Below are 21,764 nucleotides of genomic sequence, written 5' to 3' on the forward strand. Positions count from 1 at the left end.
GTCAGACATGAAAACGCCGGGCAATCCCGGCGTTTTCAAATCGCTCAGCCTTCGAGCTTTTTCTTCAGCAGTTCGTTCACTTGCCCCGGGTTGGCCTTGCCCTTGGAGGCTTTCATGGCCTGGCCGACGAAGAAACCGAACATCTTGCCGCGTTTGGCGGAGTCCGAGGCGCGGTACTGTTCGACCTGTTCGGCGTTGGCCGCCAGCACTTCGTCGAGCATCGCCTCGATGGCGCCGGAATCGGTGACCTGCTTGAGGCCCTTCTTCTCGATCACTTCATCAGCCGTGGCGCCTTCACCGGCAGCCAGGGCCTCGAAGACCATCTTGGCGATCTTGCCACTGATGGTGTTGTCCTTGATGCGCAGGATCATGCCGCCCAGTTGCTCGGCGGACACCGGCGACTGCTCGATCTCCAGGCCTTCCTTGTTGAGCAGGCTGGACAGCTCGCCCATCACCCAGTTGGCGGCCAGCTTGGCGTCGCCGCAGGTTTTCTCGACGGCTTCGAAGTAGTCGGCCAGCTCACGGCTGGCGCTAAGAACGCTGGCGTCGTAGGTGGACAGGCCGAACTGGCTCTCGAAACGCTCGCGCTTCTGCGGCGGCAGCTCGGGCAGCTTGCCGCGCAGGTCATCGAGGAAGCTCTGCTCGATCACCACCGGCAGCAGGTCGGGGCAGGGGAAGTAACGGTAGTCGTTGGCTTCTTCCTTGCTGCGCATGGAGCGCGTCTGATCCTTGTTGGGATCGTACAGGCGGGTTTCCTGCACCACCTTGCCGCCGTCCTCGATCAGCTCGATCTGGCGCTGCACTTCGTGGTTGATGGCTTTCTCGATGAAGCGGAACGAGTTGACGTTCTTGATCTCGGCGCGGGTGCCGAACTCGGCCTGGCCCTTTGGGCGTACCGACACGTTGCAATCGCAACGCAGCGACCCTTCGGCCATGTTGCCGTCGCAGATGCCCAGGTAGCGCACCAGTGCGTGGATGGCCTTCACATAGGCCACCGCCTCCTTGGCCGAGCGGATGTCTGGCTCGGAAACAATTTCCAGCAGCGGTGTACCGGCACGGTTCAGGTCGATGCCGCTCATGCCCTGGAAGTCTTCGTGCAGGCTCTTGCCGGCGTCTTCTTCGAGGTGCGCGCGGGTGATGCCGATGCGTTTGACGGTGCCGTCTTCCAGGGTGATGTCGAGCAAGCCCTTGCCGACGATGGGGTGATCCATCTGGCTGGTCTGGTAGCCCTTCGGCAGGTCCGGGTAGAAGTAGTTCTTGCGCGCGAAGACGTTACGCTCGGCGATCTCGGCGTCGATGGCCAGGCCGAACTGGCAGGCCATGCGCACGGCCTCGGCATTGAGCACCGGCAGGGTGCCGGGCATGCCGAGGTCGACCAGGCTGGCCTGGGTGTTGGGCTCGGCACCAAAGGTGGTGGCGCTGGCCGAGAAGATCTTCGATTGGGTGCTGAGCTGAGCGTGGATCTCGAGCCCGATGACGGTTTCCCATTGCATAAAAGTGTTCCTCAGAATCCGCTCGGTGCTTGTTTGTGCCAGTCGCTGACCTGCTGGTACTGGTGCGCGACGTTGAGCAGACGGCCTTCCTGGAAGTAGTTGCCAAGCAACTGCACGCCCACCGGCAGGCCATCGACGAAACCGGCCGGCATCGACAGGCCGGGGATGCCGGCCAGGTTGGCGGTGATGGTGTAGATGTCTTCCAGGTAGGCGGAGACCGGATCGGCGTTCTTCTCGCCGAGCTTCCAGGCCAGGTTCGGCGTGGTCGGGCCGAGGATCACGTCGACGTCCTTGAAGGCCGCGACGAAGTCGTTCTTGATCAGCCGGCGGATCTGCTGGGCCTTGATGTAGTAAGCGTCGTAGTAGCCAGCGGACAGCGCATAGGTGCCGACCATGATGCGGCGCTTCACTTCCTCGCCGAAGCCTTCGCCACGGGAGCGCTTGTAGAGATCTTGCAGGTCCTTTGGGTTCTCGCAGCGGTAGCCGAAACGCACGCCGTCGAAACGCGACAGGTTGGAGCTGGCCTCGGCCGGGGCGATCACGTAGTAGGCCGGGATGGCGTGCTGCATGTTCGGCAGGCTGACGTCCTTGACGGTGGCACCGAGCTTTTTCAGCGCCTCGACCACGGCCATGACTTTCTCGCCGATGCGCGCGTCCAGGCCGGCACCGAAGTATTCCTTGGGCAGGCCGATGCGCAGGCCGGCGAGCGGCTGGGCGAGGGCAGCCAGGTAGTCATCGACCGGCTGATCGACGCTGGTCGAATCCTTCGGGTCGAAACCGGCCATGGCGCCGAGCAGCAGGGCGCAATCCTCGGCGGAGCGGGCCAGTGGGCCGCCCTGGTCGAGGCTGGAGGCGTAGGCGATCATGCCCCAGCGTGACACGCGGCCATAGGTTGGTTTGATGCCGGTGAGGTTGGTCAGCGCGGCCGGCTGGCGAATCGAGCCGCCGGTGTCGGTGCCGGTAGCCGCCGGAATCAGCCGTGCCGCCACGGCAGCCGCGGAGCCGCCGGAGGAACCACCGGGTACCCGACTGGTATCCCAGGGGTTCTTGACCGGGCCGTAGTGGCTGGATTCGTTGGCCGAGCCCATGGCGAACTCGTCCATGTTCAGCTTGCCGAGGCTGACGGTGCCGGCAGCCTTGAGCTTGTCGACCACGGTGGCGTCGTAGGGCGCCTTGAAGCCGGTGAGGATCTTCGAGCCGCAGCTGGTCAGCACGCCCCTGGTGCAGAACAGGTCCTTGTGGGCGATCGGCGCGCCGAGCAGCGGGCCGTTTTCACCGGCGGCGCGGCGGGCGTCGGCAGCCTTGGCCTGCTCGAGGGCCTGCTCGGCGGTGACGGTGATGAAGCTGTTGAGCTGCGGGTCGAGCTGCTCGACGCGGCTCAGCAGGCTCCCGGTCAGCTCGGCGGAGGAGAATTGCTTGTCGGCGAGTGCGCGGGCGATCTCGGCCAGGGTCAATTGATGCATGGCGGAAGGCTTTCCTTACTCGATGACTTTGGGAACCAGGTACAGGCCGCTTTCCACGGCCGGGGCGATGGCCTGGTAGGCCTCGCGCTGGTTCGCTTCGGTAACGGCGTCGGCACGCAGGCGCTGGGTGGTTTCCAGCGGATGGGCCAGCGGCTCGATGCCGGTGGTGTCGACCGCCTGCATGTTGTCGATCAGGCCCAGAATGCTGTTGAGGGTTGCGGTGGTCTGTGGCAGTTCGCTGTCGCTCAAGCCCAGGCGGGCCAGGTGTGCGATCTTTTCCACCTCGGAGCGTTCAAGCGCCATCGGGTTCTCCCTTTGAAAACTGGCCGCCAGGCGGTCGCCAGCACGTGTATCGGCAGGTACCCATGCACAGGTGGCAGGGAACGGATGCGTTTGGCTGGCGGTCTAAGGCGGCGACGTGCGGCTTGGGGCGTTTACCGGTAGCGCATGACAGCTTTTTCAGTGCTGTCGCCACCGGTGTGAAAGATGCCTCAAGGCCGCGGAAAAACAGGCAATCTAACATATTGGTGCCTTGCTCAAAATCCCTGCCGTTGTTAGAGTTTGCCGCACTTTTTTACCTGCGTGTTTTCTTGCGCCGATCTTTACCACGCGTTGCCTAGGGTCCCTATCCCATGTTCAAAAAACTGCGTGGCATGTTTTCCAGCGATCTGTCGATTGACCTGGGCACTGCCAATACCCTTATTTATGTACGCGAGCGCGGCATCGTCCTGAACGAGCCGTCGGTCGTCGCCATTCGTACCCATGGCAATCAGAAGAGCGTCGTCGCCGTCGGTACCGACGCCAAGCGCATGCTCGGTCGTACTCCTGGCAATATCGCCGCCATTCGCCCGATGAAGGACGGCGTGATCGCCGACTTCAGCGTCTGCGAAAAGATGCTGCAATACTTCATCAACAAGGTTCACGAAAACAGCTTTCTGCAGCCGTCGCCGCGCGTGCTGATCTGCGTGCCGTGCAAGTCGACCCAGGTAGAGCGCCGCGCCATCCGTGAATCCGCCCTGGGCGCTGGTGCCCGCGAAGTGTTCCTGATCGAAGAGCCGATGGCCGCTGCCATCGGTGCCGGCCTGCCGGTCGAAGAAGCCCGTGGTTCGATGGTCGTCGATATCGGCGGTGGTACCACCGAAATCGCGCTGATCTCCCTGAACGGCGTGGTTTATGCCGAATCCGTGCGGGTTGGTGGCGACCGTTTCGACGAAGCCATCATCACCTACGTGCGCCGCAACTATGGCTCGCTGATCGGCGAGTCCACCGCCGAGCGCATCAAGCAGGAAATCGGTACCGCCTACCCAGGTGGCGAAATCCGCGAAGTCGACGTGCGTGGCCGCAACCTGGCCGAAGGCGTACCGCGCAGCTTCACCCTCAACTCCAACGAAGTGCTCGAGGCGCTGCAGGAATCCCTGGCGACCATCGTCCAGGCGGTCAAGAGCGCCCTGGAGCAATCGCCGCCGGAGCTGGCTTCGGACATCGCCGAGCGCGGCCTGGTGCTGACCGGTGGTGGCGCGCTGCTGCGTGACCTCGACAAGCTGCTGAGCCAGGAAACCGGCCTGCCGGTGATCGTCGCCGAGGATCCGCTGACCTGCGTCGCCCGTGGCGGCGGCAAGGCGCTGGAAATGATGGATCGCCACACCATGGATCTGCTGTCCACCGAATAAGCCGCACTCCTCACGCTGCAGCAGCTCGGAAGCTACCATCGCGCCGCATGCAGCTTCCGGGCAGGCTACGAGGTAATTGCCATAAAGCCGCTATTCGCCAAAGGTCCGTCGCTCGGTGTACGCCTGCTGGTGTTCGCCGTGCTGTCGGCCACCCTGATGGTCGTCGACGCCCGTCTTACCGTCCTGCAATCGGTTCGTAGCCAGCTCGGCCTGATCGTCGAGCCCGTCTACTGGCTCGGCCGCCTGCCGGTCACCCTGTGGGAAAGCGCCACCCAGGAACTCAGCTCGCGCAACGAGCTTGCCGCCGAGAACGAGAAGCTCAAGGCCGAACAGCTGATGATGCAGCGCCGCCTGCAGAAGCTGGCCGCGCTGACCGAGCAGAACGTGCGGCTGCGCGAGCTGCTCAACTCCTCGGCCCTGGTCGACGACGAGGTGTTGGCCACCGAGCTGATCGGTATCGACCCCAACCCTTTCACCCACCGCATTCTCATCGACAAGGGCGAGAAGGACGGCGTGGTGCTCGGCCAGCCGGTGCTCGATGCCCGCGGTCTGATGGGCCAGGTGGTCGAAGTGATGCCGTACACCTCCCGTGTGCTGCTGCTTACCGATACCACCCACAGCATTCCCGTACAGGTCAACCGCAACGGCCTGCGCGCCATCGCCACCGGCACCGGCAACCCCGAGCGCCTGGAACTGCGCCATGTGGCCGACACCGCCGACATCAAGGAAGGCGACCTGCTGGTCAGTTCCGGCCTTGGCCAGCGCTTTCCGGCCGGTTATCCGGTGGCCACGGTGACCGAGGTGGTGCACGACTCCGGCCAGCCGTTCGCCATCGTGCGTGCGGTGCCGACCGCCAATCTCAACCGCACCCGCTACATGCTGCTGGTGTTCACCGACCCGCGTACGCCGGAGCAGCGCGCTGCCGAGTCGGCCGAGGCCCAGGAGGAGGTCGATCGTCGCGCCCTCGAACATCCCGATGCCGAAGCGCCGGTCGAGGATGCGCCGCTAGTCGAGGCGCCGGCACCTGAAACTGCACCGGCAGAACCTGCCGGCGCTGAGGAGGCCCGCGAATGATCGCCACCCGTTCCAGCAATCTCTGGGTGATCTGGGCCAGCCTGGTGCTGGCGCTGCTGCTCAGTGTGTCCACGCTGCCGCGTTTCATGGAAATCGGTCGGCCACTGTGGCTGGCGCTGTTTCTCACCTACTGGGTGCTGGCCGTGCCGCACCGCATTGGCATGACCAGTGCCTTCTGCATCGGCCTGCTGGCGGACGTGCTCAACGGCACGCTGCTGGGGCAGAACGCGCTGATCCTCACCCTCATCACCTTCCTGGTGCTGAGCCTGCACCAGCGTTTGCGCATGTTTCCCATGTGGCAGCAGAGCATGGTGCTGCTGGTGGTGTTCGGCGTCGCCCAGTTGGTACAGCTGTGGCTCAATGCCCTAACCGGCAACCGCCCGCCGACCCTGGCCTTCGTGCTGCCGGCTCTGGTCAGCGCGCTGCTCTGGCCCTGGGTGTGTACCCTGCTGCGCGCGGTGCACCGGCGCATGCGAGTCAACTGAACCGCGCTGCGGCGCCTGATTGCGAGACCTGTGCATGACCACGCTCTACCTGGCCTCCGCGTCGCCGCGCCGTCGCGAGCTGCTCGCGCAGATCGGCGTCCCTTTCACCACCCATGTGGTGCCCATCGATGAAACCCCGCAGCCCGCCGAGGCGCCTGCCGCCTACGTCGAGCGCCTGGCGCTGGCCAAGGCGCAGGCGGCCTTCGATACCCTGGCAGAGCGCCAGGGCGCCGTGGTGCTCGGTTCAGACACCGCCGTGGTGCTCGATGGTCGGATTCTCGGCAAGCCCGTCGACCGTGAGGATGCACTGGCCACTCTGACGGCGCTGTCCGGCCGCGAACATCAGGTGCTGACTGCCGTCGCCCTGGTCAGCCAGACCCGCGCCGAGGCCCGCGTGGTGGCCAGTACGGTGCGCTTCAAACCGCTCGACCGGACACAGATCGAAGCCTATTGGGCCACTGGCGAGCCGCGCGACAAGGCCGGCAGTTATGGTATTCAGGGGCTGGCTGCGGTGTTCGTCAGCCAGATGCAGGGCAGTTATTCAGCGGTGGTCGGCCTGCCGTTGTGCGAGACTGCCGAACTGCTCGCGCAATTCGCGATTCCGTGCTGGCAACAGACTGCCAGCGCATAACCCAGAGGTTGCAGGCCGCGATGGTTCGGGCGCGATGGGCCCGGCGCTGCTTTCAGCTTCATCTCAGCCAAGAGATGGGCGCATGAGTGAAGAAATCCTGATCAACATCACGCCGATGGAATCGCGCGTGGCGGTGGTGGAAAACGGTGTCCTGCAGGAGGTGCACGTCGAGCGCACCCAGCGCCGCGGCATCGTCGGCAACATCTATAAAGGCAAGGTGGTGCGCGTGCTGCCCGGCATGCAGGCGGCGTTCGTCGACATCGGCCTGGAGCGTGCGGCGTTCATCCACGCTTCGGAAATCTCCAGCCGCGAAGGCAGCGCCGTGGAGAGCATCAGCGCCCTGGTGCACGAAGGCCAGAGCCTGATCGTGCAGGTCACCAAGGACCCGATCGGTAGCAAGGGCGCGCGCCTGACCACCCAGTTGTCGATTCCGTCGCGTTACCTGGTGTACATGCCGCGCACCAGTCATGTCGGCATTTCCCTGAAGATCGAAGACGAAGCCGAGCGCGAGCGCCTCAAGCAGGTGGTCGCCGATTGCGTGGCCGCCGAAGGCATTGCCGAGGCCGGTGGTTTCATCCTGCGCACCGCGGCCGATGGCGCGCGCGCCGACGAAATCCTCGTCGACATCCGCTACCTGCGCCGCTTGTGGACGCAGATCGGCGAACAGATGAAGAACGCACCGACGCCCTCGGTGATCTACGAAGACCTGAGCCTGGCCCTGCGCACCCTGCGCGACCTGGTCGGCCCGCGCTCCGAGAAGATCCGCGTCGACTCGCGGGAGACCTTCGGCAAGATCACCAGCTTCGTCGCCGAACTGATGCCGGAGATCGCCGATCGTCTGGAACACTACCCGGGCGAGCGGCCGATCTTCGACCTGCATGGTATCGAGGACGAGATCCAGAAGGCTCTGGAGCGCAAGGTGCCGCTCAAGTCCGGCGGCTACCTGATCATCGATCCGGCCGAGGCGATGACCACCATCGACGTCAACACCGGCGCCTTCGTCGGCCACCGCACGCTCGAGGAAACCATCTTCAAGACCAACCTCGAAGCGGCCACCGCGATTGCCCGGCAACTGCGCCTGCGCAACCTCGGCGGGATCATCATCATCGACTTCATCGACATGGAAGACGAGGAGCACCAGCGCCAGGTGTTGCGTACCCTGGAAAAGCAGCTGGAGCGCGATCACGCCAAGACCAACATCATCGGCATCACCGAACTCGGCCTGGTACAGATGACCCGCAAGCGCACCCGTGAAAGCCTCGAACAGGTGCTGTGCGAGCCATGCAGCCACTGCCAGGGTCGCGGCAAGCTGAAAACCGCTGAAACCACCTGCTACGAGATCTTCCGCGAGATTCTTCGTGAAGCCCGTGCCTACCAGCCCGAGGGCTACCGCGTGCTGGCCAACCAGAAGGTGGTCGACCGCCTGCTCGACGAGGAATCGGGCAACGTCGCCGACCTCGAAGCATTCATAGGACGAACCATCAAGTTCCAGGTCGAAACCATGTACTCCCAGGAACAATACGATGTGGTGCTGCTTTGAAGGCGCCCGGCCGGACCGGGGCATGAACTGAATGGCGCGTTTGGGGCTGGCGTTCGCCACGCTGTTACGCTGGAGCCTGGGGCTGTGTGCGCTGGGCCTGGTGCTGGCCGCCTTTTATGTGAGCCTCGGGCGCCAGTTGGTGCCCCTGGTGGCCGAATACCGTGAGGAGGCGCAAACCCGCGCCAGCGAGGCTCTGGGCATGCCGGTCGCCATCGGTGCGCTGGAAGGCCACTGGAGCGGTTTCGCGCCGCTGCTGACCGTGCGCGATCTGCGCATTGGCGAGGGCGAGCAGGCACTGGCCCTCGAACAGGTGAAGGTGGTGCCCGATCTGCTTGGCAGCCTGATGGCCTGGCAACCGCGCCTCGCCGACCTGCAACTCGATGGCCTCAGCCTGACCCTGCGCGAGGACGAGCAGGGCGCCTGGCATGTGGACGGCCTGCCGCAACGGCAGAATCAGCCGCCGCTGGATGTTGCCAAGGCGCTGCGCCAGTCCCAGGTCCTCGGCCATCTTTCCCTGCTCGGCAGCCGGGTGAGCGTCCAGCCGCTCGGGCAGGAGCCGCTGCAACTCACCGACATCAACCTCAGCGTCGATAACGGCAGCAGCCGTCAGCGCGTGAACGCGCGCCTGCACCTGCCGGACGGCCAACCCCTGGCCCTGCAACTGCGCACGCGCATCCAGCCCGAGCACTGGCAGGACGCCCGCGCCGAGCTGTACCTGAGCGCGCCGCAGAGTGACTGGGCCGCCTGGTTGCCGGCCAGGCTGACGCGCGATTGGCACCTCGACAACCTGCAACTGGGTGGAGAGCTGTGGGGCGTGTGGGACCAGCGTCAGTTGCAGCGCGCGGTCACTCGCCTGCATGCGCCAGCCATCAAGGGGCATTACGGCGAGCGCAAGTCCGTCGCCCTCGAGGATCTGGCCCTGAATGCCTATTTCGAGCGCGAGGGCGATGACTTCGACCTGCTGCTCGATGATTTCGCCTTCAGCCGTGGCGACAACCGTTGGGGCGAAGCGCGCATCGCCTTGGGCCATCAGGCTGCCACGGACGACCAGTTGCAGCGATGGAAGCTGAGCGCCGACCGCCTCGATGTCGGCCCGCTGGTGCCGTTGGTCGAGAGCTTGGCGCCTTTGCCGGACACCGCTCTGGATCTGTTGCAGACCCTCAAACCCCATGGCGGCTTGCGTAACCTCAACGCCAGCTTCCAGCCGGACGCGGCGGGCCCGGAGCGCCTGCAGTTCTCCGCCAACCTGGAACGCGTCGGCTTTTCCGCCTGGCATGCCTCGCCTGCCGTGGAGAACGGCAGTGGCAGCATCACTGGCGACCTCGGCGGCGGCGAGCTGAAGGTCGACAGCGAAGATTTCTCCCTGCACCTGACCACCCTGTTCCCGAAGGCCTGGGTCTACCAAGAGGCCAAGGGCCGGCTGACCTGGACCCTTGATGACGAGGGCTTCACCCTGCGCGCGCCTTATCTGCAGGTGGTGGGCGAAGAGGGTAAGGTGGCAGGTGACTTCCTGATCCGCATGCTCAAGGACCCCGAGCGCGAGGACTACATGGACCTGCGTGTCGGTATGCGCGACGGCGATGCCCGCTTCACCGAGAAATACCTGCCGACTCCGGTACTCAGCCCAGCCCTCGATGAGTGGCTGAAGACTGCCATCCGCAGCGGCAAGGTCAACGAGGGCTACTTCCAGTACCAGGGTTCGATCAACCACAATCCCGATCCTGCGGTACGCAGCATCAGCCTGTTCTTCGACGTGGAGGACGCCGAGCTGGCCTTCCAGCCTGGTTGGCCCACGCTGCGCGATGCCAGCGGGCAGGTGCTGATCGAAGACAGCGGCGTGCGCGTGCGGGTTTCCGAGGGCAGCATCCTGAACAGCCGTGTGCGAGAAGCGTTCGCCGACATTCCCCATGTCGATGCGGGCCAGCCCCCACACCTGAAACTCAAGGGCAAGCTGCAGAGCAGCGTTGACGACGGTCTGAAGATCCTTCAGGAAACCCCGCTGGGCCTCGCCGATACCTTCGCCGGCTGGAAGGGCAAGGGCGCGTTGAGTGGCGCGCTGGATCTGGATATCCCGTTGCAGCAAGGCGAGCTGGCCAACGTGATCGTCGACTTCCGCGCCGACAAGGCCTCGCTGGCGATCAGCAAGCCCGAGCTGCAACTGACCGACGTGACCGGCGATTTCCGCTACGACACGAGCAAGGGCCTGAGCGCGCCGTCGATAACCGCGCGGGCGCTTGGTCATGCCATTCGTGGCAAGGCGGTGGCCGATGGCCGGCCAGGTCAGGCGCGCAGCCATATCGAAGCCAATGGCGTGGTGGCCTTGAACAACCTGACGCAATGGCTGGGCGTCACGCAGAAGCTGCCTGCCGAAGGCAGCCTGCCGTACCGACTGCGGTTGAGCCTGGAGGGGGCGCAGAGCCAGTTGCGCGTCGACTCCAATCTCAAGGGCCTGAGCATTGCGCTGCCGGCACCCTTCGGCAAGGCCAGCAACGAAGAGCGTTACGCGGATTGGCGCATGAGCTTCGGTGGTGCCGAGCAGCGCTACTGGCTCGACTACGCCGATGTCGCCAGCTTCGCCCTCGCCGCGCCGCCGGGCAAGTTCGACCAGAGCCGTGGCGAGCTGCGCCTCGGTGACGGCCCGGCGATTCTGCCGACCACCCGTGGCGTGCGCGTGCGGGGCCGTGTCGCCCAGGTCAAGCTGGCCGAGTGGCAGAAGGCGATCGAGCCCTACCAGCAGTCGTCACGGCAGAATGCCCAGCAACTGTTCAGCGATGCCGCGCTGCGCATCGGGCGTTTCGAGGGGCTCGGTCAGCAGCTCGATGATCTCGATGTCAGTTTGCGTCCGCTCGATGGCGGCTGGTCGCTGAGCCTGGACAGCACGCTGGCCAAGGGCCGCATCGATCTGTTCGAGGCTGCCGACAAGCCCATCGTCGCCGACATGGAGTACGTGCGCCTGCCGGCTGTCAAGCCAAAGACCGAGGGCGCGCCGGAGCCGGAAGCACCTGATCCGCTGGCCGACTTCGACCCGCGGCAGATCCCGGCGCTGAACCTGCGCATCGCCCACGTATTCCAGGGCGATGACGACATGGGTACCTGGTCGCTCAACGCCCGCCCGGACGCCCAAGGCGTGCAGTTCAGTGACCTGGATATCAACCTCAAGGGCCTCAAGCTGGGCGGCGCGATCGGCTGGCAGGGTATGCCGGGGCAGACGCGCAGCTGGTACAAGGGGCGTATGCAGGGCGAGAAATTGTCCGAAGTGCTCAAGGCCTGGGGCTACGCGCCGTCGGCGACCAGTGAGAGCTTCCGTCTGGATGCCGATGGTCATTGGCCAGGCTCGCCCGCCTGGTTCAACCTCAAGCGCTATTCAGGCAGCCTCGATGCGGCGCTGCGCAGGGGCCAGTTCGTCGAGGTGCAGGGCTCGGCCTCGGCATTGCGGGTGTTCGGCCTGCTCAACTTCAATTCCATCGGCCGTCGCCTGCGTCTCGATTTTTCCGACCTGCTCGACAAGGGCTTGAGCTACGACCGGGTGAAAGGCAACCTGCAGGCCACCGACGGCGTATTCGTCACCCAGGAGCCGATTACCATGACGGGGCCGTCGAGCAACCTGGAACTCAACGGTACCTTGAACATGGTCGACCAGAGGATCGATGCCAAGCTGCTGGTCACCCTGCCGGTCACCAACAACCTGCCGATCGCCGCGTTGATCGTCGGCGCTCCTGCCATCGGCGGCGCGCTGTTCATCGCCGACCAGCTGCTCGGTGACCGCGTGGCGCGCTTCGCCAGCGTGCAATACGACGTCAAGGGCACGTTGCACGACCCGGAGCTGAAATTCGACAAGCCGTTCGAGAAGCCCAACTGAGCCGGAGGGGCCGATGTCATTCGCCGTGATCCAGATGGTCAGCCAGGACGATATCGCCGCCAACCTGCGGCGGGCCCGGTGCTTGCTGGAGCAGGCGGCGGCGGGCGGGGCGCGACTGGCCGTGTTGCCGGAAAACTTTTCGGCCCTGGGCCGGCGTGACGCCGCCGCCCTGGGTCGGCTGGAGGCCTGCGGCGAAGGTCCGGTGCTGCCCTGGCTGCAGCGCACCGCCCGAGAGCTCGGCCTGTGGATCGTTGCCGGCACCTTGCCGCTGCCGCCGCAAGGCGAGCCCGAAGGCAAGCCGCGGGCCTGCTCGCTACTGGTCGATGAGCACGGCCAGTTCGTCGCGCGCTACGACAAGCTGCACCTGTTCGACGTGGACGTCAGTGACAGCCGCGGCCGCTATCGCGAGTCGGACGACTACGCCCATGGCGGGCAGATAGTGGTGGTCGACACGCCCGTCGGGCGTTTGGGTTTGACCGTCTGCTATGACCTGCGCTTTCCTGAACTCTACGCCGCCCTGCGCGAGGCTGGCGCCGAATTGATCACCGCGCCCTCGGCCTTCACCCGGGTTACCGGGGCTGCGCATTGGGAGGTGCTGATCCGCACCCGTGCCATCGAAACCCAGTGTTATCTGCTGGCGGCGGCCCAGGGCGGCATTCATCCTGGCGGCCGGGAAACCTACGGCCACAGCCTGATCGTCGACCCCTGGGGGCGTAAGCTGGCAGAGTACGCCGAGGGTGAAGCGATGCTGCTGGCCAAACGCGATGCCGGCGAGCAGCTGGCGATCCGCGAGCGCATGCCTGTGCTGCGACACAAACGATTTTTCGCTGCGGCGCAGCCGCGGCAGCCTGATGTGGAGACCTTATGAGCGACCTGTTATCGACCGTCAGCAAGCAACTGCTGAGCCCCGGCGGACTGACCCTGGAGCACCTGCCGGATGTGCTCGGCGAGCTGGCTGGCCCTGGCATCGACGCCGCCGACCTGTACTTTCAGACCCAGGTCTCGGAAACCTGGGTGCTCGAAGACGGCATCGTCAAGGAGGGCAGTTTCAACCTCGACCAGGGCGTGGGCGTGCGCGCCCAGTCCGGTGAGAAGACCGGCTTCGCCTATAGCAACGCCATCACCCCTGAAGCGCTGAGCCAGGCGGCTCGCGCCGCGCGCTCGATTGCCCGCGCTGGCCAGCAGGGCCGGGTGCAGGCCTTCAAAGCTACCGAGGTGATGCCGCTGTATGCCGCCGACAACCCGCTGAACGTGATCGACCGCGCCCAGAAGGTCGAGCTGCTCAAGCGCATAGACATCGCCACCCGCGCGCTGGATCCGCGCATCAAACAGGTGACGGTGAGCCTGGCCGGCGTCTGGGATCGCGTGCTGGTTGCGGCCACTGACGGCAGCCTGGGCGCCGATATCCGCCCGCTGGTGCGCTTCAACGTCAGCGTGATCGTCGAGCACAACGGTCGTCGCGAGCGCGGCGGCCACGGCGGCGGCGGGCGTACCGACTACCGCTATTTCCTCAGTGAGGATCGCGCCATGGGTTATGCCCGCGAGGCGCTGCGCCAGGCACTGGTCAATCTCGAGGCGATCGCCGCACCGGCCGGCACCCTGCCGGTGGTGATGGGCGCCGGCTGGTCCGGCGTGCTGCTGCACGAGGCGGTCGGCCACGGCCTGGAAGGTGATTTCAACCGCAAGGGCAGCTCCAACTACAGCGGCAAGATCGGCCAGCAGGTGGCATCCAAACTGTGCACCATCGTCGACGACGGCACCCTGGCCGAGCGCCGTGGTTCGTTGAGCATGGACGACGAGGGCACGCCGACCCAGTGCACCACGCTGATCGAGAACGGCGTGCTCAAGGGCTACATGCAGGACAAGCTCAACGCCCGCCTGATGGGCGTGGCGCGCACCGGCAACGGCCGCCGTGAGTCCTACTCGCACCTGCCGATGCCGCGTATGACCAACACCTACATGCTGGCCGGCGAGAGCGACCCCGAGGAAATCATTCGGTCGGTGAAGAAAGGCATCTATTGCGCCAACCTCGGCGGCGGTCAGGTCGACATCACCAGCGGCAAGTTCGTGTTCTCCACCAGCGAGGCCTATCTGATCGAGGATGGCAAGATCACCGCGCCGGTCAAGGGTGCGACCCTGATCGGCAATGGCCCGGAGGCGATGAGCCGGGTATCGATGGTCGGCAACGATCTGGCGCTGGACAGTGGTGTCGGGACCTGCGGCAAGGATGGGCAGTCGGTGCCGGTCGGCGTCGGTCAGCCGACCCTGAAGATCGATGCGATCACGGTCGGCGGTACCGGCGCGTGAAGGGCGCGGGCGAGGGCGTCACCCGCGCACAGGCATGCTTAGCGCAGGCCGCGCTGGGCGTCGTCGAGCTCGCGGATGTACTTGAATATCTTGCGTGAGGCGGCTGGCGCCTTGTTCTGGGCCGCTTCGTGCTGGGCGTGGCGAATCAGCCCGCGCAGGTGCTGGCGGTCGGCGTCGGGGTACTCGGTGATGAATTTCTCCAGCACCTCGTCGTTGCCCTCGATCAGCCGGTCACGCCAGCGCTCGAGGTTGTGGAAGCGCTCGTTGTACTGGCGCGTGGAGGCGTCGACCTGGTCGAGCAACGCGACGATGGCATCGATGTCCTGTTCGCGCATCAGCTTGCCGATGAACTGGACATGGCGCTTCTTGGCCGAATTGGCGGTGTGCTTCGGTGCTTCTTCCAGGGCACGGCGCAGGGCGTCGGTCAGCGGCAGCTTGCGCTGCAGATCGGGCTTGAGGCCGGCCAGGCGCTGGCCCAGTTCCTGGAGCGCGTGCAGCTCGCGCTTGACCTGGGATTTGCTCTTCTCGCCGGAGAAGTCATCGGAGTAATCAGACATGGGGCGGTGATCCAATGGGAAACGCCGCCATGATAGCAGCAAGTTTCTTGCCGCATGCGCGACCCGCGTCGTTGCCGCTGTGGCTATCGTTCAGGAGTCGTTATGAGTGAAGTGGAAGTAGTCGGACCTGCCGCGTTGCCCGGTTTGCAGGCGCAGGTCGAAGAGATTATCGCCGAGGCCAAAAAGCAGGGTGCCAGTGCCTGCGAAGTCGCCGTCTCGGTAGAGCAGGGGCTGTCCACCACGGTGCGTCAGCGCGAGGTGGAAACCGTCGAGTTCAATCGCGACCAGGGTTTCGGCATCACCCTGTACGTGGGCCAGCGCAAGGGCTCGGCCAGTACCTCGGCCACCGGCGAGGCCGCCATTCGCGAAACCGTGGCCGCCGCCCTGGCGATTGCCAAGCACGCCTCCGAGGACGAAAGCGCCGGCCTGGCCGATGCCGCGCTGATGGCCCGTGACCTGCCGGAACTGGACCTCTATCACGCCTGGGACATCACCCCCGAGCAGGCCGTCGAGCGCGCCCTTATCTGCGAAGCGGCGGCCTTCGACGCCGACGCGCGCATTCGCAACGCCGATGGCACCAGCCTGGGCACTCATCAAGGCTGCCGCGTGTATGGCAACAGCCATGGTTTCATCGGCGGTTACGCCAGTACGCGCCACAGCCTCAGTTGCGTGATGATCGCCGAGAGCGAAGGGCAGATGCAGCGCGACTACTGGTATGACGTGAACCGCCAGGGCAATCTGCTCGCCGACCCTGCCAGCATCGGTCGACGCGCCGCGCAACGAGCGGTCAGCCGCCTCGGCGCTCGGCCGGTGCCGACCTGCGAAGTACCGGTGTTGTTTTCTGCGGAGTTGGCCACCGGGTTGTTCGGCAGCTTTCTCGGCGCCATCTCCGGTGGCGCCCTGTACCGCAAGTCGTCGTTTCTGGAGGGTACGCTGGGCGAGCAGCTGTTCCCGTCCTGGCTGAATCTCGACGAGCGCCCGCACATTCCGCGTGCCATGGGCAGTGCTGCGTTCGATGGCGACGGTCTGGCCACGTACGCCAAGCCATTCGTCGAGGGCGGCCGGCTGGTGTCCTACATCCTTAGTAGCTACTCCGGGCGCAAGCTGGGCATGCCCAGCACCGCCAACGCCGGCGGCGTACATAACCTGTTCGTCAGCCATGGGGAGGAGGATCAGCAGGCGCTGATCAAGCGCATGGGCCGCGGCCTGTTGGTCACCGAGCTGATGGGCCATGGCCTGAACATGGTGACCGGCGACTATTCCCGCGGCGCGGGCGGTTACTGGGTCGAAAATGGCGAGATCCAGTTCGCCGTGCAGGAGGTGACCATCGCCGGCAACATGCGCGACATGTTCCGGCAGATCGTGGCTGTGGGCAGCGATCTGGAGCTGCGCAGCAATATCCGCACGGGCTCGGTGCTGATCGAGAAAATGACCGTCGCTGGTAGCTGAATCATCGGGCGCCCTGGGCGCCCGGTCTCTGCAAGCCGTTGCGCAAGGCAACGGTTTTGAATTCTCGGTTTATCCCGCGCGGTTCATCCGGCTTATTTGTCCATTTCATCCTTCCTGCTGAATCGGCATCTGCGTTTGCATTTACCGCAAAGTATTGATTATTTTTACTATATAGGAATTAATATCATTATCTTTTGAGGGATTGCCATGAGATTTCGCGCGAGCAACACGCCCTGTCTGGATTGCTGGCACTGGCTGGGATTCAGGATCCGCTGTGCGCTGCTGCCGGACGAGCCGCGGCTTCTGGAACTGCATTGGGCGCAGGGCAGGCAACTGGTCGAGCACGGGCGGCTGTGCCCCTGGCGGATGTCGCTGACCACCCTGACCCTGCTCATGGATACCGCCTGCGATACGGCGCTGCCGTGGCACTGGCGCAGTGTCTGCCTGGATCACGCCTACCGCTCGCTCTACGCCCTGCAGCACCTGTCGGTCGACCGCGATCGGCAAGGCAGCCTCAATCGCGCGCGCAATCGCCTGGCTACGTTGCGCATGCAGCCCTCGCTTTCGATGTCCGAACTGGCAGAAGGAAATCCTTATGAGTAACCACCACAGCGACACCCGTATCGAACGCGACAGCATGGGTGAACTGGCTGTGCCCGCCGAAGCGCTGTATGGCGCCCAGACCCAGCGTGCGGTCAACAACTTCCCGGTGTCGGGGCAGGCCATGCCTGAGGCGTTCATCCGTGCCTTGGTGCTGGCCAAAGCGGCCGCCGCTCGCGCCAATGTCGACCTGGAACAGATCCTGCCCGCCCAGGGCGATGCCATCGTCGCGGCATGCCAGCAATTGCTGGCCGAAGACTTCATGCAGCATTTTCCGGTGGATGTGTTTCAGACCGGCTCCGGCACCAGCTCCAACATGAATGCCAACGAGGTGATCGCCACCCTGGCCACACGTATCCTGGGCGAGCCGATCAACCCCAATGACCACGTCAATTGCGGCCAGAGCAGCAACGACATCATCCCCACCACCATCCATGTCAGTGCCGCCATCGAGGTCAGCGAAAAGCTGCTGCCCGCGCTGGGGCATCTGCTCGAAGTGCTGTGCAACAAGTCTCTGGCGGTGCAGCCTTACGTGAAGACCGGCCGTACTCACCTGATGGATGCCATGCCGGTGCGCATGAGCCAGGTGCTCGATGGCTGGGCTCAGCAGATCCAGGCCAACATCCAGCTGCTCACCGGATTGCTGCCGGCGCTGCAGGCGCTGGCTCAGGGCGGCACCGCGGTGGGCACCGGCATCAACGCCCATCCACGCTTCGCCGAGCTGTTCTGCCAGGAGCTCAACGCCCTGACCGGCCGGCAGTTCACGCCGGGCAGCAATTTCTTCGCCCTGATCGGCTCCCAAGACACGGCGGTCGCGCTGTCCGGCCAGCTCAAGACCACCGCCGTTTCGCTGATGAAGATCGCCAACGACCTGCGCTGGATGAACTCGGGGCCCCTGGCCGGCCTCAGCGAGATCGAACTGGAGGCCCTGCAGCCTGGCTCGTCGATCATGCCCGGCAAGGTCAACCCGGTGATCCCCGAAGCCACCGCCATGGTCGCCGCGCAGGTGATCGGCAACGACGCTGCCATCGCGGTGGCCGGGCAGTCCGGCAACTTCGAGTTGAACGTCATGCTGCCGGTCATCGCCCACAACCTGCTCGGTAGTATCGAGCTGCTGGCCAATGTCAGCCGTCTGCTGGCCGACCGCGCCATTGCCAGCTTCAAGGTCAACGAGCCCAAGCTCAAGGAAGCGTTGGGGCGCAATCCGATTCTGGTAACCGCGCTCAATCCGCTGATCGGCTACCAGAAGGCCGCCGAGATCGCCAAGAAGGCCTACCGGGAAGGCCGGCCGATCATCGATGTAGCCGAAGAAATGACCGAGCTGGGCCGCGCCGAGCTGGAACAGCTGCTCAACCCCGAGCGCCTCACCGAGGGCGGTCTTTAAGCACGGCAGCGCATTGGTGTCCGACGTCAGCCGAGGAGCAGATCATGGAGCAGTGGAAACGACTCAGCGAAGCCGGTAACCGCTACTTCGCCGAAGGCCGCTGGGTCGAGGCGCGTGAGCATTATCTGCAGGCGCTCGCCCTGGCGCAGGTGCTGTTCGAGCGCTGGCGCGATGCCGATGCTGCAGTGGCCGCGTTCGTCGTCTCGCAGCACAACCTGGCCGACCTGCAACTGACGATCGGCCATCCCGAGGGCGCGGCCGAGCACTTGTGCGCCTGCCATGAACACCTGTTGCGCTGCACGGCGGCCGGGCACCTGTCGCCCGCGCTGCGCCAGGCCGCCATGAACCACAGCCGGCGAACTTACGCCGGTGTATTGAACTTTGTCGCCGAGCACGGGGCCTACCCCCATACAGATCGATTGCTGGAAGCACATGCGTCCGGAGATGCGTCAACGGCAGCGCACCTGATGCCTGCCGCCCGTCAGTACCATTAGAGGAGTGAAACCATGCCGTATAGCCTGCCTGCTCTGCCCTATGCCTACGATGCCCTGGAACCGCACATCGATGCGCAGACCATGGAGATTCACCACAGCAAGCATCATCAGACCTACGTCAACAACCTCAATGCCGCGTTGGAAGGCAATGCACTGGGCGAACTGCCGGTCGAGGAGTTGCTGACCCGTCTCAAGGAAGTACCGGAAGACAAGCGCGGTGCCGTGATCAACAACGGTGGCGGCCACGCCAACCACTCGTTGTTCTGGACGGTGATGAGCACCAGCGGTGGCGGCGAGCCACAGGGCGATCTGAAAGCGGCGATCGACAGCCAGCTAGGTGGCTTCGAAGCGTTCAAGGAAGCCTTCACCAAGGCTGCACTGACGCGTTTCGGCAGCGGCTGGGCCTGGCTCAGTGTGACGCCGCAGAAAAAGCTGGTGGTCGAGAACACCGGTAATCAGGACAGCCCGCTGATGAACGGCAACACGCCGATCCTCGGCCTGGACGTGTGGGAGCACGCCTATTACCTGCGCTATCAGAACCGCCGTCCTGAATACGTTGGCGCGTTCTACAACGTGGTCGACTGGGCGGAAGTTGCTCGTCGCTATCAGGCCGCGCTGGCGTGATTCACGTTTTCGGGAGTTTCCATGAGCCCACTGCATGAGCTGATCGTGGCCAACCGCCGCTCGCTGCGCTATGCATTGGGTTTCATGGTGGTTTTTGCGGGCGGGTTGATCCTCGCCCTCAAAATCTTCGATGGTGCTTCGGCCTGGCTCGTCTGACCGCCTGCGTCTCAGCTATTCGCCTTCGTCGAAGTAGTTGTTGATCAGGTCGACCAGTGCCTGCAGCGCCTCGTCTTCACGCTCGCCTTCGGTCAGCAGATGCACGTTGGTGCCTTTGCCTGCCGCCAGCATCATCACCGCCATGATGCTTTTGCCGTCGACCATCGATTCGGCACTACGACCAATCTTGATCTGGCACGGAAAGCGTCCCGCAACGCCGACGAATTTAGCGGCCGCCCGGGCATGCAGGCCGAGTTTGTTGATGATGGTGATTTCACGGGCGGGCATCGCGGCAATTCCTTAACTGAGGTCGCGGTGGCGGATCTGAAGGTTCTTCAATAGCGGCTTGAGGGCCTGGCCCAGGCGATTGGCCAGATAGACGGAGCGGTGATGACCACCCGTACAGCCGATACCCACGGTCACGTAGGAACGATTGCTGGCGGCGAAGCGGGGTAGCCATTTGTGCAGGTAGGTATAGATGTCCTGATACATCTCCTCGACATCCGCCTGCGCTGCCAGGTATTCCTCAACGGGCTGCTCCAGGCCGGTGAAGTCGCGCAGCTCGGGCTTCCAGTAGGGATTGGGCAGACAACGCACGTCGAAGACCAGGTCGGCATCCACCGGCATGCCGCGCTTGAAGCCGAACGACTCGATCAGGTACGCGGTGCCCGGCTCGGACTGGTTGAGCAGGCGCAGCTTGAGGATGTCGCGCAGCTGATACAGGTTCAGGTGCGTGGTGTCGATCTTCAGGTCGGCCCGGTCGATGATCGGGCTTAGCAACTCGACCTCGGCGACCATGGCTTCGGCCAGGGAGCGCTGGTCGTTGGTCAGCGGATGGCGGCGGCGGGTTTCCGAGAAGCGCTTGAGCAGGGTCTCCTCGCTGGCATCCAGGTACAGCACATCGCAACGGATGTTACGCGAGCGCACTTCGTCGAGCAGTTCGGCGAAGCGCCTGAGCTGGCTGGGCAGGTTGCGTGCGTCGATGGACACCGCCACCTGCGGGTGCAGCAATTCGGTATGCGGAAGCGCGCGCTCTGCCAATTCCGGTAGCAGGCCAGCTGGCAGGTTGTCGATGCAATAGAACCCATTGTCTTCGAGCACGTCGAGCGCTGTGCTCTTGCCCGAACCGGAACGACCGCTGACGATGATCAGGCGCATGGGTTCACCCCGCAGGCTATTGGCCGTTCTGGACGTTCACGACGGTCTGGTACAGGGATTCGCTGTCTTGAGCCTGACGAAGCCGTTCGCGAACATCCTCACGGTCGAACATGCTGGCGATCTGGCGCAGCAGCTCGAGGTGTTCGTCGGTGGCTGCTTCGGGTACCAGCAGCACGAACAGCAGGTCGACGGGAGCGCCGTCGATAGCGTCGAAGTCAACGGCATTGCTCAGCTTGAGCAGGGCGCTGATCGGCGTGCTGCAGCCGGGCAGGCGGCAGTGGGGAATGGCGATGCCGTTACCGAAGCCGGTCGAACCGAGCTTCTCGCGGGCGATCAGGCTTTCGTAGATGGTCTGGCCATCGAGATCGGGCAGGTCACGCGCGATCACGCTGGCAATCTGTTCGAGGACGCGTTTCTTGCTGCCGCCCGGCACGTTCACCAGGGAACGGCCGGGGGTCAGGATGGTTTCAAGTCGGATCATAGGAGAAGGACGAACTCAGCGGGCCATTGCGCCCTGCTGACGATCGAGCTGTTTTTCCTTGTGCTTGATAAGTTGGCGATCGAGTTTGTCGGTGAGTAGATCGATGGCTGCGTACATGTCGTCGTGCTCGGCATTGGCCACTACTTCGCCTCCTGCGATGTGCAAGGTGGCTTCGACTTTCTGCTTGAGCTTCTCGACCTCCAGGATGACCTGCACATTGGTGATCTTGTCGAAGTGTCGCTCGAGGCGCTCGAGCTTCTCTTCGATGTAGCTGCGTAGTGCGTCTGTCACATCCAGCTGGTGTCCACTGATGTTGACTTGCATACCGCTTCTCCTTGT

22 protein-coding genes are annotated in these 21,764 nt (G+C 64.4%); 14 read left to right on the plus strand and 8 right to left on the minus strand.

All coding sequences use genetic code 11. From position 1 onward, the window contains the following. Positions 1 to 44: 44 nt before the first annotated feature. Genes gatB through gatC form a run of 3 tightly spaced genes read right to left on the minus strand, consistent with a single transcriptional unit; the run spans position 45 to position 3,259 of the window. The gene (gene gatB / locus BVH03_RS07265) at positions 45 to 1,493 is read right to left on the minus strand and encodes an Asp-tRNA(Asn)/Glu-tRNA(Gln) amidotransferase subunit GatB (protein ID WP_075960543.1); all 1,449 of its coding nucleotides are present in this window, start codon (positions 1,491 to 1,493) and stop codon (positions 45 to 47) included. A gap of 11 nt (positions 1,494 to 1,504) precedes the next feature. Further along, positions 1,505 to 2,956 (minus strand): Asp-tRNA(Asn)/Glu-tRNA(Gln) amidotransferase subunit GatA, encoded by a 1,452-nt coding sequence (gene gatA, locus BVH03_RS07270; protein WP_075960544.1) that lies wholly within the window; start codon positions 2,954 to 2,956, stop codon positions 1,505 to 1,507. A gap of 15 nt (positions 2,957 to 2,971) precedes the next feature. After that, positions 2,972 to 3,259: an Asp-tRNA(Asn)/Glu-tRNA(Gln) amidotransferase subunit GatC gene (gene gatC, locus BVH03_RS07275; protein ID WP_075960545.1), complete on the minus strand. Its 288-nt coding sequence runs from the start codon at positions 3,257 to 3,259 to the stop codon at positions 2,972 to 2,974. A gap of 329 nt (positions 3,260 to 3,588) precedes the next feature. Between gatC and mreB the strand changes: the two genes are divergently transcribed. From mreB to tldD, 8 genes are all read left to right on the plus strand, one after another. Further along, entirely contained in the window at positions 3,589 to 4,626 is a 1,038-nt protein-coding gene (gene mreB / locus BVH03_RS07280; RefSeq protein ID WP_070884352.1) for a rod shape-determining protein MreB, read from the plus strand. Positions 4,627 to 4,707: 81 nt separating this feature from the next. Next, positions 4,708 to 5,700 (plus strand): rod shape-determining protein MreC, encoded by a 993-nt coding sequence (mreC, locus tag BVH03_RS07285; protein ID WP_075960546.1) that lies wholly within the window; start codon positions 4,708 to 4,710, stop codon positions 5,698 to 5,700. Further along, positions 5,697 to 6,185 (plus strand): rod shape-determining protein MreD, encoded by a 489-nt coding sequence (mreD, locus tag BVH03_RS07290; RefSeq protein ID WP_075960547.1) that lies wholly within the window; start codon positions 5,697 to 5,699, stop codon positions 6,183 to 6,185. Before mreC ends, mreD begins: the two co-directional genes overlap by 4 nt. A 34-nt stretch (positions 6,186 to 6,219) precedes the next feature. Then, a complete protein-coding gene (locus tag BVH03_RS07295) occupies positions 6,220 to 6,816 on the plus strand; it encodes a nucleoside triphosphate pyrophosphatase (protein WP_075960548.1) in 597 nt (198 codons plus the stop codon). Between the two features lie 82 nt (positions 6,817 to 6,898). After that, positions 6,899 to 8,356, plus strand: a complete 1,458-nt coding sequence (gene rng, locus BVH03_RS07300) for a ribonuclease G (protein ID WP_075960549.1) — start codon at positions 6,899 to 6,901, stop codon at positions 8,354 to 8,356. 31 nt (positions 8,357 to 8,387) lie between these two features. Then, complete coding sequence (locus BVH03_RS07305) at positions 8,388 to 12,215, plus strand: YhdP family protein (protein WP_075960550.1); 3,828 nt, start codon at positions 8,388 to 8,390, stop codon at positions 12,213 to 12,215. 13 nt (positions 12,216 to 12,228) lie between these two features. After that, the gene (locus BVH03_RS07310) at positions 12,229 to 13,083 is read left to right on the plus strand and encodes a carbon-nitrogen hydrolase family protein (RefSeq protein ID WP_075960551.1); all 855 of its coding nucleotides are present in this window, start codon (positions 12,229 to 12,231) and stop codon (positions 13,081 to 13,083) included. Next, entirely contained in the window at positions 13,080 to 14,522 is a 1,443-nt protein-coding gene (gene tldD, locus BVH03_RS07315) for a metalloprotease TldD (RefSeq protein ID WP_075960552.1), read from the plus strand. Before BVH03_RS07310 ends, tldD begins: the two co-directional genes overlap by 4 nt. A gap of 38 nt (positions 14,523 to 14,560) precedes the next feature. On the opposite strand, the gene yjgA is transcribed toward tldD, so the two are convergent. Continuing rightward, positions 14,561 to 15,079: a ribosome biogenesis factor YjgA gene (yjgA, locus tag BVH03_RS07320; RefSeq protein ID WP_075929222.1), complete on the minus strand. Its 519-nt coding sequence runs from the start codon at positions 15,077 to 15,079 to the stop codon at positions 14,561 to 14,563. 102 nt (positions 15,080 to 15,181) lie between these two features. On the opposite strand from yjgA, the gene pmbA reads away from it, so the two are divergent. From pmbA to BVH03_RS26745, 6 genes are all read left to right on the plus strand, one after another. After that, complete coding sequence (gene pmbA, locus BVH03_RS07325) at positions 15,182 to 16,528, plus strand: metalloprotease PmbA (protein WP_075960553.1); 1,347 nt, start codon at positions 15,182 to 15,184, stop codon at positions 16,526 to 16,528. Between the two features lie 207 nt (positions 16,529 to 16,735). Then, positions 16,736 to 17,131: a hypothetical protein gene (locus BVH03_RS26560; RefSeq protein ID WP_075960554.1), complete on the plus strand. Its 396-nt coding sequence runs from the start codon at positions 16,736 to 16,738 to the stop codon at positions 17,129 to 17,131. Beyond that, positions 17,124 to 18,512 (plus strand): class II fumarate hydratase FumC, encoded by a 1,389-nt coding sequence (gene fumC, locus BVH03_RS07335; RefSeq protein WP_075960555.1) that lies wholly within the window; start codon positions 17,124 to 17,126, stop codon positions 18,510 to 18,512. The genes BVH03_RS26560 and fumC overlap by 8 nt, the downstream gene beginning before the upstream one ends. A gap of 44 nt (positions 18,513 to 18,556) precedes the next feature. After that, positions 18,557 to 19,006: a hypothetical protein gene (locus tag BVH03_RS07340; RefSeq protein WP_075960556.1), complete on the plus strand. Its 450-nt coding sequence runs from the start codon at positions 18,557 to 18,559 to the stop codon at positions 19,004 to 19,006. Positions 19,007 to 19,018: 12 nt separating this feature from the next. Continuing rightward, positions 19,019 to 19,630: a superoxide dismutase gene (locus BVH03_RS07345; protein WP_075960557.1), complete on the plus strand. Its 612-nt coding sequence runs from the start codon at positions 19,019 to 19,021 to the stop codon at positions 19,628 to 19,630. Positions 19,631 to 19,651: 21 nt separating this feature from the next. Next, positions 19,652 to 19,786 (plus strand): hypothetical protein, encoded by a 135-nt coding sequence (locus BVH03_RS26745; protein WP_256574650.1) that lies wholly within the window; start codon positions 19,652 to 19,654, stop codon positions 19,784 to 19,786. Between the two features lie 15 nt (positions 19,787 to 19,801). Here BVH03_RS26745 and BVH03_RS07350 read toward each other — a convergent pair whose 3' ends face one another. From BVH03_RS07350 to hpf, 4 genes are read right to left on the minus strand one after another with little or no spacing between them, the layout of a single operon-like run. Next, entirely contained in the window at positions 19,802 to 20,074 is a 273-nt protein-coding gene (locus tag BVH03_RS07350; protein WP_075929216.1) for an HPr family phosphocarrier protein, read from the minus strand. 12 nt (positions 20,075 to 20,086) lie between these two features. Next, positions 20,087 to 20,944 (minus strand): RNase adapter RapZ, encoded by an 858-nt coding sequence (gene rapZ, locus BVH03_RS07355; protein WP_075960558.1) that lies wholly within the window; start codon positions 20,942 to 20,944, stop codon positions 20,087 to 20,089. A gap of 16 nt (positions 20,945 to 20,960) precedes the next feature. Next, positions 20,961 to 21,425, minus strand: a complete 465-nt coding sequence (gene ptsN, locus BVH03_RS07360) for a PTS IIA-like nitrogen regulatory protein PtsN (protein WP_075960559.1) — start codon at positions 21,423 to 21,425, stop codon at positions 20,961 to 20,963. Positions 21,426 to 21,440: 15 nt separating this feature from the next. Then, positions 21,441 to 21,749 carry a ribosome hibernation-promoting factor, HPF/YfiA family gene (hpf, locus tag BVH03_RS07365; protein ID WP_013792760.1) on the minus strand — a complete coding sequence of 103 codons (309 nt, stop codon included), beginning with the start codon at positions 21,747 to 21,749 and terminating at the stop codon, positions 21,441 to 21,443. Positions 21,750 to 21,764 lie beyond the last annotated feature (15 nt).

Source organism: Pseudomonas sp. PA15(2017) (genome assembly GCF_001945395.1).
In the GTDB taxonomy this organism is placed as follows: Bacteria; Pseudomonadota; Gammaproteobacteria; order Pseudomonadales; family Pseudomonadaceae; genus Aquipseudomonas.

Bases quoted from the DNA above. Each gene is read 5' to 3' on its own strand.
- gatB (WP_075960543.1), bottom strand. From the start codon at position 1,493: ATGCAATGGGAAACCGTCATCGGGCTCGAGATCCACGCTCAGCTCAGC.
- gatA (WP_075960544.1), bottom strand. From the start codon at position 2,956: ATGCATCAATTGACCCTGGCCGAGATCGCCCGCGCACTCGCCGACAAG.
- gatC (WP_075960545.1), bottom strand. From the start codon at position 3,259: ATGGCGCTTGAACGCTCCGAGGTGGAAAAGATCGCACACCTGGCCCGC.
- mreB (WP_070884352.1), top strand. From the start codon at position 3,589: ATGTTCAAAAAACTGCGTGGCATGTTTTCCAGCGATCTGTCGATTGAC.
- mreD (WP_075960547.1), top strand. From the start codon at position 5,697: ATGATCGCCACCCGTTCCAGCAATCTCTGGGTGATCTGGGCCAGCCTG.
- BVH03_RS07295 (WP_075960548.1), top strand. From the start codon at position 6,220: ATGACCACGCTCTACCTGGCCTCCGCGTCGCCGCGCCGTCGCGAGCTG.
- rng (WP_075960549.1), top strand. From the start codon at position 6,899: ATGAGTGAAGAAATCCTGATCAACATCACGCCGATGGAATCGCGCGTG.
- BVH03_RS07305 (WP_075960550.1), top strand. From the start codon at position 8,388: ATGGCGCGTTTGGGGCTGGCGTTCGCCACGCTGTTACGCTGGAGCCTG.
- BVH03_RS07310 (WP_075960551.1), top strand. From the start codon at position 12,229: ATGTCATTCGCCGTGATCCAGATGGTCAGCCAGGACGATATCGCCGCC.
- tldD (WP_075960552.1), top strand. From the start codon at position 13,080: ATGAGCGACCTGTTATCGACCGTCAGCAAGCAACTGCTGAGCCCCGGC.
- yjgA (WP_075929222.1), bottom strand. From the start codon at position 15,079: ATGTCTGATTACTCCGATGACTTCTCCGGCGAGAAGAGCAAATCCCAG.
- pmbA (WP_075960553.1), top strand. From the start codon at position 15,182: ATGAGTGAAGTGGAAGTAGTCGGACCTGCCGCGTTGCCCGGTTTGCAG.
- BVH03_RS26560 (WP_075960554.1), top strand. From the start codon at position 16,736: ATGAGATTTCGCGCGAGCAACACGCCCTGTCTGGATTGCTGGCACTGG.
- fumC (WP_075960555.1), top strand. From the start codon at position 17,124: ATGAGTAACCACCACAGCGACACCCGTATCGAACGCGACAGCATGGGT.
- BVH03_RS07340 (WP_075960556.1), top strand. From the start codon at position 18,557: ATGGAGCAGTGGAAACGACTCAGCGAAGCCGGTAACCGCTACTTCGCC.
- BVH03_RS07345 (WP_075960557.1), top strand. From the start codon at position 19,019: ATGCCGTATAGCCTGCCTGCTCTGCCCTATGCCTACGATGCCCTGGAA.
- BVH03_RS26745 (WP_256574650.1), top strand. From the start codon at position 19,652: ATGAGCCCACTGCATGAGCTGATCGTGGCCAACCGCCGCTCGCTGCGC.
- BVH03_RS07350 (WP_075929216.1), bottom strand. From the start codon at position 20,074: ATGCCCGCCCGTGAAATCACCATCATCAACAAACTCGGCCTGCATGCC.
- rapZ (WP_075960558.1), bottom strand. From the start codon at position 20,944: ATGCGCCTGATCATCGTCAGCGGTCGTTCCGGTTCGGGCAAGAGCACA.
- ptsN (WP_075960559.1), bottom strand. From the start codon at position 21,425: ATGATCCGACTTGAAACCATCCTGACCCCCGGCCGTTCCCTGGTGAAC.
- hpf (WP_013792760.1), bottom strand. From the start codon at position 21,749: ATGCAAGTCAACATCAGTGGACACCAGCTGGATGTGACAGACGCACTA.